Here is a 14,151-nt window from a genome sequence, read left to right on the forward strand (position 1 = left end):
GCTTATGCGGGCGGCAGACGCCCGGGAGAGTATGCACGAGGTGACGGTCGCGCGGGACCTCCCGGCGACGGCCGACGAGGTCGCTCGACTGATCGCGGACACACAGTCGTTCATGAACGCCGCGGGGTTCGATGCCGTCAGGGTCGACGGCGACACCGTTCGAATCCAGACCCGCGTCGGCCTGTTCGACGCGGAACTCGTCGTCGAACTCGTCGAGCGTGCCGACGCCGTGCTGGCCTACGAGCAGCGCGATGGCATCTTCGAGGAGATGACCACCGTCTATCGCCTCACCGACGCCGAGTCGGGGGCACGTCTCATGGCGACGACGACGTTCGAGGCGGTCGATCTCCCCATCGTCGGGAAGGTCCTCGATACGACCGTCGTCAAGCGCCAGCGCAGTTCCGAACTCGAAACGCAGTTCGACTGGCTCGAAGCGCAGGTCTCGTAACCGGTCCCCCGAGACGCCACGCCGTGGGGCGTTCCCACAGAGTGAGAACGCCCGACCCCCGTTTTACTGTGGGGAACGAACCGTCTGGTATGACCGAGGGACTGCGCATGGAACTGACGATCGATTCGCCGGCGGCCTGCCCCGTGGCCCACGCCTCGACCGGGGCAGACGGCGCGGTGACCAACGTCACGCGTTCGACCGGTGGGGAGACTGTCGTCGAGGAGTTCAACGCACCGCCGGACAGCGACGCGGGCGAGCACGCCGAACAGATCTTCGAGAACGGGACGGAGGCCCGCTATCAGTTCCGCCGTGATCCGGAAGAAGACTGCTTCTGTGACACCATCGAGACGCTCGGCTGTGTCGTGAGCGACATTCAGGCAGCGGACGGCGAACTCCTCGTTACGGTCTACATCGACGACGCCGGCCACGTTCGGCGCGTCGTCGAGGCCTTGCGCGAGAGTTTCGACGACGTGGCGCTGCGCTCGCTCCAGCAGGACGGCGACGAGACCATCGACGACGGGGTCCTCGTCGACCGCGGGCAGTTGACCGCCCGCCAGCGGGAGGTGCTGGAGACGGCCCACGAGATGGGCTATTTCGAGTACCCGAAAGGTGCCAACGCCGGGGAAGTCGCCGAGGCACTCGGCATCTCGGTGTCGACCTTCGCGGAACACCTCGGAGCGGCCCAGACCAAGGTACTGGGCGACCTGTTGGCCTGAGACGGCGTGTCGTCGCCGCTTACTCGCGCTCCAGTTCGCGCTCGGAGTCCGTCGCTTCTCGCTCGCTCTCGGCCCGCTGGCGGTACTCTTCGACGTCTTCGAGGGTCTCGGTTTCGAGCAAACGCTCCAGTTTCCGCTCGAACTGTTCGTCGGTGAGTTCCCCCTCGGCGTAGCGCCGGCGCAGTGATTCGAGCGCCGTCTCGTCGCTCGTCTCGTCCGTCGCGTCGGTCTGGACGGTCGACTCGTCGCTGGACCAGTCGTCCATCCACTCGGCTCTGTCCTCCTCGTCGCCGAACAGGAGCGCCGTCAGCGGGAGGACGACGACGTAGCCCAGCAACAGCGCAGCGAGCCACCACTCCTGACCGGTAAAGAGTGCGGCCATCCAGATGCCGGTCACCAGCATCGAGACGATGCCCGTGACGTTCTGCCGGGCGCGGTCCATCGGCGTCTCCTCGGTCATCGATCGATCGTTCTCGGGAGACGACCATAACACTGGCGAGAGACCCCGCGCCGCCCGCCGGCGCCCGTCACAGCGGTTCGATCGGGACGCCGCCGACGCGCTCGCCGGGTTCGACATCCCGGTTCACGAACGAGTGGGCCGCGACGGTCGCGCCGTCCCCGATGGTCACGCCCGGCCGAGTCGAGCAGCTATGTCCCAGCGTCACGTCGTCGCCGATTTCGATGGGACCGACGTGCCATTGATCGGAATATCCTTCGTGGGTCAGCAGCTTCGTCCCCCAGCCGATCATCGAGCGCTCGCCGATGGTGATCAGTTCGGGGAAGAACGGATCGACGACCACCGCCGGGGCCAGCACCGATCCCTCGCCGATGTCGACGCCCAGCGCTCGATAGATCGGGTTCGTCACCAGCGGCGGCAGGTGTTTACATAGTTCTAAAACGTAATACGTCGGCCCGAAGCGAAGCGGATGCCGGATTCGATACCACGCTGCGGCCGGCACGTCCCGCACTTCGACGCTGTCGTTGACCGGCGTCGGTCCCCGTCGCCTCTCGCCCGACTCGTCCATGCACTCCCTTGCGCCCCACCGGGCAAGTAGGCTGTGCCCGCGCTATCGCTCGACGACGACGGTCCCGGCCACGGCGTCGCCGGCACCGACGAGGTCACCGTACTCGGTGACCGTCGCGTCGAGCAGGTCCTCGATATCTGTCGCCGTCCGCAGGTTCGTCCCCGCCTCGACGAGTTCGAAGAAGGCGCGCTTCTGATCGTCCTGCTCGCGGACCCACGACTGGAGGGCTGTCGTCGGGTAGCTGACGACGAGGTGACCGCCGTCGGCGACCCGGTCGTACAGCACTCGCAGTGCTGCGTCGACGTCGGCGACGAAGTACAGCGTCGCCACACAGTAGACCAGATCGAAGCGCCCATCGAGGGGCAGGTCGGGCAGCGCGGCGACCGCGAACGTGAGGTTCTCGACACCCCGTTCCCGCGTGAGGTCGCGGTTGTCCGTGATCACGCGCTCGGCCACGTCGACGCAGACGAAATCGGTCTCGGGGTACCGTTCGGCGAGTGCGAACTCCGTGACGGCCGGGCCACAGCCCACCGACAGCACCGTCTCCGGGACGCCGACGCGCTCGACGAACGCCGTCGCATGGTCGATCATCGCCTCGCCGTCGAGGTACGCACAGCGGTCGTAGTCACGCGCCTCGTAGAACTGCTGCCAGCGGTCCCGAACCATGCCGGCGAGACGGACGCGGCGACAGAATACGTTTCGGCCCCACCGGCCGACACGAGCGATCACTCGGACGACGGGACACCGTGCTCGAACAGGAACGGCTGGGTTCCCGTCTCACTGCCCATCTCCGAAAGCAGTCGCGCCCGGGCATAGCTGCCGAGACCGTCGGTCTCGCGGTAGCGCAATCGGGGACCGCGGGCGACGACGGCCCCCTCGGAAGCCCACTGAATCTCTGCCGCGTCGGGTGACTCGACGACGAGTTCGCCCCGCTCGGCGTCGTGTCTGATCGCGTCGACGGTCGGTGGCTCGTCGTCGGCGGTCTGTGGGCCTGCGTCGGCCGGCTTCGGACCGTCGCCGAAGTGCTCGTCGCTCGTCCCCGCCGTGGCGACGTGCTGGTAGACGAACCGGCCCTCGACGAGTGCCTCCCGGACCGCCGTTTCGCTCAGTTCCGAGAGCAGGAGGACGTTGCGCGAGCGGTCGAAGGAGTAGCCCGCGTCCCGGCCGTGGTAGTCGTCGTTCGCGAACCCCCAGACGGGACGGTCGCCGCCGAGTTCTCCGAGCAGGTGATCCCACACGTCGCGGTTGGTCGGGTAGCGGTCGGCAGCGTTGACGACCTCCACCCCGAGCAGGTGCGGATGCGCCTCGAAGTACTCGACGTACCAGTCGCCGTCCTCGTTGTACCGCGCCGGGTGCGGGAAGAAGGCGAGGCCGCCCCGCTCCCCGATCCGGTCGAGGACCTCGTGGACGGTCATCCCCGACGTGTTCGCGAGATCACCGAAGAGGCTGATGAGGTCGTGCTCGATGCCCTCGGCGCTGCCGCCCAGTTCTGCCGCCTCGATGGCGAGCATCCCCAGTTCGTCCGGGTCGCGGTCCCAGTCGGTCCAGGGCCAGGTCGTCTTCTCGATGGTGTACTCGTGGTCCGTGAGCGCCAGCACCGAGTAGCCGGCGTCGCGGTAGTCATCGATGACTACCCCGGGCGAGTCCGTCCCGCTGTGACCCTCGGTCGGCGGATGGGCCGTGTGTGCATGGAGCTGCGCCGTGTATTGCTCGACTTCGTCCCAGTCGACGCCAGCGTATGGGTTCAGCGTGAGGTCGGTCATCGGTCGACTGGAGGGGCGCTGACCGCTAAAGCTACGCGGCCAGTCAGAGCGCTCGTCGTCGCCCGCACTGGCACCGACGAGGAGGTCCGCGCCGTCACCACCGGCGACAGCAGCGGAGCGACGAACGTTTGTGGTACGTATCTCGTCGTTATCTGGACCGTAGACATATTGCAGCGTGCGCCAAACGGCGACCGAACGAGATGCGAGGGACACTGTCAGCACAGTACCTGCGTCGACTCGGCGTGACTCCGCTCGTCAGACCGACCCGGAACCAGATCGAGGTCCGCTTCCTGCCGCCCTACGGCGATCCAGAGGTCCATCTGGCGGGCGAAGTCGGCACGTACGTCCTGCTCGTGGTCGCGGTCGCACGGCTGTTCGACCACCTCGCGTCGACGTGATCGTTCAGTCACGGTCGTCGTGTTTCTGATAGATGACGTGGCCGCAGGCCTTGCAGTGGGAGGCGTCGGCGTCGTGGTACGTCAGCCCGCAGTTCGAGCAGGTAATGTCGACCTTCTCTTTGCTCGCCCACTCGCGAACGATCTTTCTCGCCTGCCATGGGATGAGGATGACGGCCGTGAGGATCGCCACGATAGTGACCCAGCGCCCCGCTGTCGTCACCGGGAGGATGTCGCCAAAGCCAACGGTCGACAGCGTCACGACGACGTAGTAGAACGCGTCGCCGAAGGTGTTGATGTTCGCGTTCGCGGCCTGCTCGGCGCTGTAGAACGCACCGGCGGAGACGAAAAGGACCATCAGCACTGTCAGCAGTAGCTTCATCGTCCGCAGGGTGTTGTCGGAGACCGTCCCGAAGAAAAACTCCGCGTCGCGAGTGAACCGGTAGAAACGAAGCACACGGACGACCCGGATCGCCCGCAGGAAGCCGATGCTGGCGACGGTCGAGGGCGTCGGCGAGAGGAAGACGATCAGCGTCGGCACGATAGCGAGCAGGTCCACCAACGTGTAGGCGTTGAAAAACTCCGCCAGTCGATTCTCGGCCCCGTACAGCCGCAAGCCGTACTCCACGAGGAAGACGGTGGCGATGGCGACCTCGGCCGTCCAGAGCGACGCACGGATTTCGGGCGAGAGCGTGTAGGTCTCGGCGACGAACACGCCGACGAACACGAGATTCAGCACGAGGAGGGCGATGTCGATGGCCTTGCCGAGGACGGTCCTGTGATCCAGCAGGTAGAACCGGACGGTCTCGCGGAACGTCCGCCGGTCCGTCGTGCTCGCGCTCGTCATTCAGATAGACACTGCAGGAGCGAGCTACGTCAGTACTCGGGTTGGGTTTGCGAACGTCGACACGGATCGTCGTCGGTCTGTCCCGAATCGGCCACACCTATCGTGGGTCGACCGGGCACACCGTGACTACGCCCGACTCACTCGCCGATGACGGCGTCGAGTTCCGCATCGCCGATGTGACGCCCCTCACGCCCGGCGATGTAGGTCTTGGCGATGGCGATGGTCCGGCCGGTCTCGGAGTCGCCGAGGTTCGAGGACAGTTCCGACTCCAGCAGATCGGTCGTCCACGAACAGCTTTCGTAGTCGATGTCGCCACGGACGAGGCTGCGACACAGCGAGACGACGATGACGTTCATCGCGTCGGTGATGAAGCTCGTTCCCGCACCACTGATCGCCGCCAGATCGTCGAGGTCGACCTGCGTGGCGTCGACCGTCGCTGCGAACACGACCGCGCCAGCGCCCAGTTCCGCCGCGGTGTAGTCTCCCTCGCCCTCGGCAGCCCCGTAGTGTTCCAGTGCTCGCAGCGCCTCCGCTCGGACGGTCTCGTCGAGACCCAGTTCCGTGACCAGTTCCTCGACGATGTCGTCCGGGCCGCGCCGTGGAATCTCCACGTCGACCGCCGCGTCGAGGGCGTCGAGCGACTGCGTGATATCGCGCGGTTCGAACGCTCGCAGGCCGGCCACGTCGACCACGTCGACAGCGCCGTCCTGCATCCGCAGGCCGGCGACGACCGTGGCTCCGGCGAGTTCGGTGGCAGTGTCCACCTCGACCTCGCTGACGGCATCGCTCACCATCCCGCGCGCCATCAGACGGGTCGACGCGTCGATGTCGAGTTCCTCGACCAGCGCATCGATCTCTGCCTCCACCTCGCTGGCGTCGATCTCGACGGTGGACTCCTCGTCGGCGGTGGATTCCTCGTCGGAGTCGTCCTCGGTGGTGGGTTCCCCCTCGTCGCGTCCGGTCTCACTGGCTCGCCCGGTCTCGGCAGCGACGCCGTCGCCCTCGCGCTCCGTCGCGGCGGTCCCGCCCGTGTTCTCGCTCGCACGCTCAGTGGCCGTCTCGACCGGCGTCTCGGACTCGGCGTTACCAGCCCCGTCGGCCGCTGTCGCCTGTTCGCTTGGTTCTCGGACTGCGCTTTCGGTCTCCGTCGCCATCTGGTACCGGTCGCTCGCGAGTCGATCCTGGCCCAGCAACCGCTGGAGGTCCTCACAGCGGCTCTGCAGGGCCACCCGACTCGTCTTCGATGCGCCCGCGAGCACGTCCTGTACGTCGTCGGCGTCGTGGCCGTTGACCAGCGCCGACAGCGCCAGCGCGCCCCCCACCGTCGCCGCCGGCGACCGTCCGTTCGCGACGACCGTCGAGTCGGTCTCGAACGCGTCGTTCAGCAGCCGTCTCGCGACGACGATCAGCGCCTCGGGCATCTCGATCGATTCGCCCAGCCGTTCTATGAGTGCGATCGGATGGGCAGGCACCTCGTCGATGTCGAGTGCCTGTCGCGTGCGCTCCAGTTGCTCGTCCGAGATCGTGACCGTCCGGTCGGGTCCGAGCGTCTCGGACCACGCGTCCGCGATCACGTCTTCGCTGATCGGCAGCCCATCCTCCCGTGCCGACAGCGCCAATGCCGCCGCGAGGTAGTCGTCGATGGTCTCCTCGTCGACTTCGGGTTTGTTGCGCAACTGCCCGAGCCGGACCTGCGTTATCTGTCGCGTCGTCGTCGGGATCTGGAGCCGATCACTGACCGCCTGTAATCGGTCCTCGACGGAGTCGCCTGATACACTCGACATACTGGCACCGTTCGCACCTCACTGTCTTAACTTTTGGATGCCGTTCGCTCGGCCGACAGTCACCGAACTTCTCGTAGTTTGTCATCGATCTCTCCACTGGACGCTGGCACCAGACCGACAGTGCTGCCCTGTTGCATCCACAGACAGCGCAGGGCAATGGCTGATGACTGTGTCGTCATACTCTGTCGGTCACGAATTCGGACACCCGGACCTCGATGGATGGGCTGCTTTTTGGGAGGAAGCTGTTTCCGACTGATCTGTCTCCGACTCCTGTTCAAACGCTGGACGGTAGCCCACCGACCCGGCCCCAGTCAGCGGATTCGACAGAGCAGCAGACCACCCTCTATGAACGCCGGTATCTGGCCAGTATTCGCTTCTCAGTCTACAGCCTTCTCGAGAACACTTTTGTCTTGGATGGCTCTGTTTTCATCATATATATCATCAAAGTGTTCACAAAACGCATCAACGATAGATTCATGGCTGGTACCTAACACCAGCTTTGTGTCCCGCCCCTCGTATCCGATCCGCTCTCCTTTTAGATCAATCACGACATACTCGTCATCTATTATCACGAATGACATATGCGGCGGATGGTCAGCAAAATGTAAGAGGGAGTATTTCGAGCCGGGAGCTTCAGCAGCTTCTAAAAGCTCGTAATGAGCACTAACCCAGTCGTCATCGTCCTCCTTTGAGGAGCAAACATGAAAAATCTCGATTTCAGTATCCTCCTCCAACCGATGTTTCTTTACTTCGTGTAATCTTTGCATTTCTTCATCCACCGTGGATACAGACCCGGTACCAACACGAAACTCTCCAATAATTTTGATCGTACTCTTGGCCCCTTGTACTCGTTGTCGGACGATCGCGGTTCCCTCGTCACGTTGGAAAATGGAGAACAGCGCCGCATCTTCGCTCGAAAGGACATCCGATACGGCAGATTTCATTTCCAGTTCAGATATTTCAGTCCTGCCTGTAGTATCGGACACCGCATTCTGAACGATATTCTCTAGCTCACGGGTCCTCGCCTCTTTTGCATACCATTCGTACGTGATACCAACGACTGCCGCAATGATGAACGAATCGGCGACCTTCCCGTAAAAACCAGACGGGATGCCAAATATCTGCCCGGACCCGTTTGCGCTCACGAAGAAGTGAATAGCGAAGCCAAACACTATAAACAGGGTCAAGAGAAATCGAACCTTGTACTTTTGTACAAGTCGAACGAGAGAGGAACCTTCATTGTTCGTTGTCTTAGCGGTTCCTGCGTCTGCCATGCTTATACTAGACTAAGCCCCCTCACATTGAAAGTTGTTAGCACTGTATCACTCTACTGTCCGAATAAATCGAGATTCGACTACACATCTTGGCAATCTTCCAAAATATCGTTGCGCTCTAAAATGTGCTCTTGCTCGAGATCACAAGCGAACTCTAACGAATCGTATAACTTTGCACGGCCACTAGTCAACCGAGTTCCAAATTTTGTTTCGAGATTTCTGATAACCACTACACTAGAATCCGCATTTATGACTGCAGAAAGTCGACTTCGAACCGAACTTCTGGAGGGGGTCCCAGCTTCATGCTCAATCTCAAATCGAATATCTATTCGGTGAAGCATGGGGTTTTCCTCCTCGCTCTGTACCTCTATTTCCATTCGTGTAATCCATTCTTCAATCCCACGGTTAAACGTTTAACTATATATAGAAGAACCCTCGACTCCCACTCAAACCGATAGACGGCGAAGGGTGACGGTCACCAGATCGTTCCGTTTTCGTTGGGCGTTGGAACGCTCCTCTACTCGCTGCTGTACCCGATATGGGGGACAAGGGAGTACGGTGCTGAGACACTCTATAGCTTTGAATAATATATTTCTCGACGACATTGCTGCAACTGTGGCCGTTATTGGAGCGTCGCGACTGGTTCTTCCCGTGTTTGTGCTGGGGCGGAGAGCGACTTGGTGAGAAAAAGACGAAGACGGGCCGCTGTCTATGCTCTCCCTCCAACGAGAGAAGTGAATCGTCTGTCATAGTTCGGCCTCGGCACTCATAGGGTTCGTCACGGCCAGGTAGTCATCCTCGCTCGGAACCGCGATCCATCGTCATCGGCCACTCGGGTGTAGTGGCCGCCCCGCAAAGACCGTTCTCCATCGGCGACGCCTACGGGAGTGTGAACGGTTCCCAGTCGGTGGGTTGCCCGGAGAGACCGCGCACCCGCAGTTGGCCGTCGGCGTCGCCCTCGTGCTCTCGGACCTCGATCCGGGCGTCGACCACCTGACCGAGGGTGTTGACAGTCTTGGTGTCGTGGGTCGTGGGGTCGATGGCGAACACGCCGAGTCCACCGGCGCTGTCGATGCGTCCCGAGAGGGTCTGAGCGAACTGGAACAGAGCACGTAGATCGACGTACATCGACAGCGAGGAGAGACTGACGAGACCTGTTCGAACCCGGCCGCCACTGGCATTGGCGTACAGTTGCTCGTACAGCGCCGAGAAACGCATCCCGATCCCGGTGAGATCGCTCTGGGTCGAGATCGACCGCACCGCGGCGTCGAACTGGTGGTGGCCGATATCCTGACCGCTACAGTCGATCACGCCGGCCCGCGTGGCGTCGAAATCGGGGTACGAGCGCCGGCAGGAGTCGAGCAGTTTTCCACAGGTCTGATTCGTCGAGACGAACAGCATTCCCTCGCCGAACTCCGACCCCTCTGCGACGAGCGACAGCGCGAGGTCTTCAGCACGGCTGAATGCCGGGCCGGCGACCATGACCGTCGATCCCGCGTCGATCGGCTCCAGCGGGATGTCGTCGCTGAACCGGTAGCTCGTGGTCTCGCTCATTGTGCACCTCCGTCATCTTCGAGTCGCGCGTGTAACTCGATGAGATCGATGGCGACCGACGCCAGATTTCGGAGGTACTCCCGATCGGCCGGCGAGAACGATCGCGGTTCGTCGTCGTAGACACACAGCGGCCCGATCACAAGCCCCGAGGAGGTGACGAGGTTCGCGCCCATGTACGACCGGATACCCATGTCGATGAGTGTCTCGCTGCGGGACTGGAATCGGGGGTCTTCGGTCACGTCTTCGACGGTCATCACGTCGTCGTCTTCGAGGATGGTGAACGTACAGATCGAGTCCTGTCGGTCCATCGTCTCCCACTCCTGGGCACCACCGTAACAGGCGATGAAATCCTGACTGTGTTCGTTGATGATGTTGATCGACGACCGATCGACGTCGAAGTGGTCCGCCGCCAGATCGGTGATCCGATCCAGCGACGACAGGAGTTCGGGATGGTCGAGGTCGTAGGACTGGAGTGCTGCGATGCGTTCGTCCTCGTTCTGTGGCAGCGGGTACGTCGTCTGGACGCCATCTTCGGCGGTCGTCCTGACCAGACGAGCCAGTCGTTCGGTGCCGAACACCGACTCTTTGCCGACGTACTCGGTGATGGTCCCTCTGAGCGGATCGGTGGTGATCGTCGCAGGATCGGTGTCGGTATAGAGGAGACAGCCTGCGTCCGGGCAGGTCTCTCTGGCGTCTCTGATGAGGTCGAAGCCGGTTCCGTCCGGCAGGTCGTACTCCGTGATGAGAACTGACATCTCTCGGTCGAGGGCCTCGATCGCGTCTTCGAGTCGCCCGGCAGTTTCGAAGACGGGATCGAGATCGGTCAGTTCGGCCCGGAGTTGCGCGACCGTCTCCTCGCGGTCGGTCTCGTCGGGATCGACGACGAGAATTCGATGAGCCGTCATGCTCTCTGTGACAGAGGGTGTCTGTGCGTGTATGTACGTACCGACCCAGCTATCAGCTACGAAAACGAGCGGTGGGGAGACGGGACACAGACGACGCGACAACGAGCCTCATACTGTTGGCTGTAACTATTTCAAGATATTCGCCACTCCGTAGTGGCGAAGTTCTTCACAGAATTACAGCCGACAGTATCAGGCCGCCGGTTCCCACGTTTCGAGCGTGTAGCCGTCGAAGCGCTCTCGCTCGACTATCGTCCACGCCGAGCGGTCGAACTCGGGGAAGTGTGCGTCGCCCTCGTACTCGCCGTCCACTCGACTCAACAGCATCCGGTCGTAGTGGGACAGGAGGGCCTCGTAAATGGCGCTGCCCCCCAGCACGTACAGCACTGGATCGCCGCGTTCGCGGGCCAGATCGATCGCCGCCTCGACGTTCCCGGCGTGGACGGCGGTCGGCGCGTCGTAGTGACGCTCGCTCCGACTGAGGACGATCTGGCGTGCCCCCGGCAGGTCGTCGAACATCTCGAACGTTCGCCGGCCCAGTACGACCGTGTCGTCGGCCACGCGCTCACGATATCGCCGTGACTCGCTGGGGAGGTGCCAGGGCAGGTCGTCGCCGTCGCCGATGACGCCGTTCTCGCTGACCGCCGCGACTGCGATAATCTCCATACCCGGTCTTTGGCCCCTGAGTACTACTCTCCACCGCTCCCGAGAGCATGTTTCGACTGTTTGCTCCAGTGCGATCCCGGCGTCGGCCGTTCGACTGTCCGAACCCCGAATCGCAGCAGACCGGAGTTTTAACAGCTCCCCTCCCGTCTCGCGGTCATGGACGTACTCGTTATCGGCGGGACGGGGTTGATCAGTACCGGGATTACGCGACAGCTCGTCGAGGCCGGGCACAACGTGACCTGCTTCACTCGGGGTGAGAGCGAGGCCGACCTGCCGGAGTCGGTGGACTTCGTCCACGGCGACCGGGACGACGACGGGGACCTCCGGGCCGCCCGCGAGCGAGCAGCGCCGGACTGCGTCATCGACATGGTCTGTTTCACGCCCGAGCAAGCCGAGCGCGCGGTCGAGATCTTCGACGGTGTCGAGCAGTACGTCTTCTGCTCGACGGTCGACGTGTACCACCGGCCACTCCCGACGAATCCCGTCACGGAAGACGCCCCACGGGAACCGGCAGTCAGCGAGTACGGCGCGAACAAGGCCGAGTGTGAGGACATCTTCATGGCCGCCGACGACGACGGCGCGTTCGCCGCAACGGTGATTCGGCCGTGGAGTACCTACGGCGAGGGTGGGCCGGTCCTGCATACCCTCGGGGTCGGCACCTACTACGTCGACCGGATCCGACGGGGCAAGCCCATCGTCGTCCACGGCGACGGCCAGTCACTCTGGGGACCGTGTCACCGCGACGACGTGGCCGGCGCGTTCGTCGGTGCGGTCGGCAATGGAGACGCGTACGGCGAGTGCTACCACGTCACCAGCGAGGAAGTGATCACGTGGAACCAGTACCACCGGACCGTCGCCGACGCACTCGACGCCCCCGATCCCGAACTCGTCCACATCCCGACGGAGGTGCTGGCCGACGCGGTGCCCGACCGGACCGGGATGTTGCTCGATCACTTCCAGTTCTCGACGGTGTTCGACAACAGCAAGGCCAGACGCGATCTGGGCTTCGAGTACACCGTCTCCTTCGCAGAGGGAGTCCGACGGACGGTCGAGCGACTCGACGCCGAGGACCGGATCGACGACTGGGACAGTGAGAACGACGACGAACTGATCGCCGCGTGGCGCGAGGCCGAAGCCGAGTTCCTCGATGCCGTCGGCGAGTAACCCTCTTCAGACGTTCGTCTTGTACAGTTTCCCGTCCTCGTCGTAGCGGGCGTCGAGGATGCGCTCGAACTGGTCGTCGCTGATCGACACGTCGATCGCCCCGAGGTTCTCGTCGAGCTGGTCGACCGTCCGTGCGCCGATGATCGGCACGCAGTCGAAATCGGGCTGGTCCATCAGCCAGCGCAGCGCGACCTGTGCGGGCGAGGCGTCGACCTCCTCGGCGACGGCCTGCACTTCGTCCAGCACGTGCCAGCCACGCTCTGAGACGTAGAAATCGAGGAAGCGGTCGTCGAACTGGGCGCGGGTGTCTTCAGGTGCGTCGAGGTCGTACGTGCCATCACCGGCGCGTTCGTACTTACCCGTGAGGAAGCCACCGGCCAGTGGCGAGTACGGACAGACGGCGAGGTTCTGGTCGGCACACACGTCCAGATACTCGGCCACGTCCTCGTAGTAGGCGGCGTGAAAGAGCGGCTGGGTGACCGTGAAGGCCTCGTAGTTCTCGACGTCAGCTTTCCAGAGACCTTTCGTGAGCTTCCAGGCGTCGGCCGTCGAGAGACCGACGTAGTGGACCTTCCCCTCGCTGACGAGGTCGTCGACGGCTCGAAGCGTCTGTTCGATCGGCGTCTCGTCGTCGAAGCGATGCAGGTAGAGGATGTCGAGGTACTCCGTTCCGAGTCGGTCCAGTGACCCTTCGACCTCCGCGCGGACGTTCTTCTTCGAGAGGTTCTCCTGGAAGCGCGAGACGGTCGACCAGAAGCACTTCGAGGCGATGACGTAGTCCTCGCGGTCCTCGTCGTCGAGCCACTCGCCGATCCAGCGCTCGGAGTCCCCGCCGCCGTAGCCGTTGGCGGTGTCGATGAAGTTGCCGCCGCGTTCGGCGAAGGCGTCTAGCAGTTCGTGGGCCTCCTCGCGGGACGTCTCGACGACGCCGTCCGATTCCTTGCCAAAGCGCCAGGTGCCCAGACAGAGCGGTGAGACCTGCAGTCCTGTCGTGCCGAGTCGTCGGTAGTGCATACGGTCAGAAGTGCGAGCGCGAAGGGGTTAACGATTGTTTAGCCTCGGAAACATCTCGGTGCTCATACTACCGGCTGTACATCTGTACACGATTTCGCCACCTCGGGGTGGCGAAGATCGTCACGAAGTGACAGCCGGCAGTATCACGTCCCGCTGTGTCGTCCGGTCAGTTCCTCGCGCAGAATCGTCCGGTGACATCGTTTCTGGTCCGTGTTCTCGAAGCAGACGAGCGCCACGTCGGTGCCGTCGGCAAGCATGTCGAGCAGGTCTGTGATCGCTCCCTGTGGCTCGTCCGTATCGAGATAGTCCCGGTACCGTCGTTCGAACGCGAGTTCCTCCCACGCGGCGTTGTGCGCGCCCTCGTCGCACATGCCGTCGAGCGTGAACGACGCTTGCAAGTCCTGAAACTCGTCGAGCAGCGCGCGCGGCGGTCCCAGTTCGGGACGATTCTCGTCGACGACGCCGTGGAACCACGGCGTCGGCGAGCGGACGACACCGACGCGGCGCGTCTCGTCGGGTAGCTCGACGAGGTCGTGCTGGAGTGCGGCGACGTAGGTATCGATCAGATCGCCGGACATGTGTGACCCTTCGACCGCGAG

The 14,151-nt window shown here is 63.2% G+C and carries 17 protein-coding genes; 4 read left to right on the forward strand and 13 right to left on the reverse strand.

Annotated features, from left to right (window positions below):
* The first annotated feature begins 31 nt into the window (after positions 1-31).
* On the forward strand, positions 32-448 hold the full coding sequence (locus AC5FRW_RS02210) for an SRPBCC family protein (RefSeq protein ID WP_493566785.1): 417 nt from the start codon (positions 32-34) through the stop codon (positions 446-448).
* An 89-nt stretch (positions 449-537) separates the two neighbouring features.
* The gene (locus AC5FRW_RS02215; protein ID WP_493566786.1) at positions 538-1,164 is read left to right on the forward strand and encodes a helix-turn-helix domain-containing protein; all 627 of its coding nucleotides are present in this window, start codon (positions 538-540) and stop codon (positions 1,162-1,164) included.
* Between the two features lie 19 nt (positions 1,165-1,183).
* Here AC5FRW_RS02215 and AC5FRW_RS02220 read toward each other — a convergent pair whose 3' ends face one another.
* The 4 genes from AC5FRW_RS02220 to AC5FRW_RS02235 form a co-directional block, all read right to left on the reverse strand.
* On the reverse strand, positions 1,184-1,624 hold the full coding sequence (locus AC5FRW_RS02220; RefSeq protein WP_493566787.1) for an SHOCT domain-containing protein: 441 nt from the start codon (positions 1,622-1,624) through the stop codon (positions 1,184-1,186).
* A gap of 67 nt (positions 1,625-1,691) precedes the next feature.
* A complete protein-coding gene (locus AC5FRW_RS02225) occupies positions 1,692-2,189 on the reverse strand; it encodes an acyltransferase (protein ID WP_493566788.1) in 498 nt (165 codons plus the stop codon).
* A gap of 42 nt (positions 2,190-2,231) precedes the next feature.
* A complete protein-coding gene (locus AC5FRW_RS02230; protein ID WP_493566789.1) occupies positions 2,232-2,855 on the reverse strand; it encodes a class I SAM-dependent methyltransferase in 624 nt (207 codons plus the stop codon).
* Between the two features lie 59 nt (positions 2,856-2,914).
* Positions 2,915-3,952 (reverse strand): PHP domain-containing protein, encoded by a 1,038-nt coding sequence (locus AC5FRW_RS02235; protein WP_493566790.1) that lies wholly within the window; start codon positions 3,950-3,952, stop codon positions 2,915-2,917.
* Positions 3,953-4,152: 200 nt separating this feature from the next.
* Here AC5FRW_RS02235 and AC5FRW_RS02240 point away from each other — a divergent pair, with 200 nt between their 5' ends.
* Positions 4,153-4,350: a hypothetical protein gene (locus AC5FRW_RS02240; RefSeq protein ID WP_493566791.1), complete on the forward strand. Its 198-nt coding sequence runs from the start codon at positions 4,153-4,155 to the stop codon at positions 4,348-4,350.
* A 4-nt stretch (positions 4,351-4,354) separates the two neighbouring features.
* Here the strand turns inward: AC5FRW_RS02240 and AC5FRW_RS02245 are convergent, their stop codons facing one another.
* The 7 genes from AC5FRW_RS02245 to AC5FRW_RS02275 form a co-directional block, all read right to left on the reverse strand.
* The gene (locus tag AC5FRW_RS02245; RefSeq protein ID WP_493566792.1) at positions 4,355-5,194 is read right to left on the reverse strand and encodes an ion transporter; all 840 of its coding nucleotides are present in this window, start codon (positions 5,192-5,194) and stop codon (positions 4,355-4,357) included.
* Positions 5,195-5,331: 137 nt separating this feature from the next.
* Positions 5,332-6,978 (reverse strand): hypothetical protein, encoded by a 1,647-nt coding sequence (locus tag AC5FRW_RS02250; protein WP_493566793.1) that lies wholly within the window; start codon positions 6,976-6,978, stop codon positions 5,332-5,334.
* A 377-nt stretch (positions 6,979-7,355) separates the two neighbouring features.
* Positions 7,356-8,252 carry a hypothetical protein gene (locus AC5FRW_RS02255; RefSeq protein WP_493566794.1) on the reverse strand — a complete coding sequence of 299 codons (897 nt, stop codon included), beginning with the start codon at positions 8,250-8,252 and terminating at the stop codon, positions 7,356-7,358.
* Positions 8,253-8,332: 80 nt separating this feature from the next.
* Positions 8,333-8,629, reverse strand: coding sequence for a 30S ribosomal protein S24e (locus tag AC5FRW_RS02260; RefSeq protein WP_493566795.1), 297 nt, complete (start codon positions 8,627-8,629; stop codon positions 8,333-8,335).
* A gap of 502 nt (positions 8,630-9,131) precedes the next feature.
* A complete protein-coding gene (locus AC5FRW_RS02265; RefSeq protein ID WP_493566796.1) occupies positions 9,132-9,806 on the reverse strand; it encodes a DUF7504 family protein in 675 nt (224 codons plus the stop codon).
* The gene (locus AC5FRW_RS02270; protein WP_493566797.1) at positions 9,803-10,711 is read right to left on the reverse strand and encodes a GAF domain-containing protein; all 909 of its coding nucleotides are present in this window, start codon (positions 10,709-10,711) and stop codon (positions 9,803-9,805) included. The genes AC5FRW_RS02265 and AC5FRW_RS02270 overlap by 4 nt, the downstream gene beginning before the upstream one ends.
* Before the next feature lie 189 nt (positions 10,712-10,900).
* Positions 10,901-11,374 (reverse strand): dihydrofolate reductase, encoded by a 474-nt coding sequence (locus AC5FRW_RS02275; protein ID WP_493566798.1) that lies wholly within the window; start codon positions 11,372-11,374, stop codon positions 10,901-10,903.
* Positions 11,375-11,530: 156 nt separating this feature from the next.
* Here AC5FRW_RS02275 and AC5FRW_RS02280 point away from each other — a divergent pair, with 156 nt between their 5' ends.
* Positions 11,531-12,538, forward strand: a complete 1,008-nt coding sequence (locus AC5FRW_RS02280; RefSeq protein WP_493566799.1) for an NAD-dependent epimerase/dehydratase family protein — start codon at positions 11,531-11,533, stop codon at positions 12,536-12,538.
* Between the two features lie 6 nt (positions 12,539-12,544).
* Here the strand turns inward: AC5FRW_RS02280 and AC5FRW_RS02285 are convergent, their stop codons facing one another.
* Together AC5FRW_RS02285 and AC5FRW_RS02290 are read right to left on the reverse strand one after the other, a co-directional pair.
* Positions 12,545-13,552 (reverse strand): aldo/keto reductase, encoded by a 1,008-nt coding sequence (locus AC5FRW_RS02285; protein WP_493566800.1) that lies wholly within the window; start codon positions 13,550-13,552, stop codon positions 12,545-12,547.
* Between the two features lie 143 nt (positions 13,553-13,695).
* The gene (locus AC5FRW_RS02290) at positions 13,696-14,130 is read right to left on the reverse strand and encodes a DUF488 domain-containing protein (protein WP_493566801.1); all 435 of its coding nucleotides are present in this window, start codon (positions 14,128-14,130) and stop codon (positions 13,696-13,698) included.
* Between the last annotated feature and the right edge of the window lie 21 nt (positions 14,131-14,151).

The organism is Halomicrobium sp. HArcht3-1, assembly GCF_058933345.1.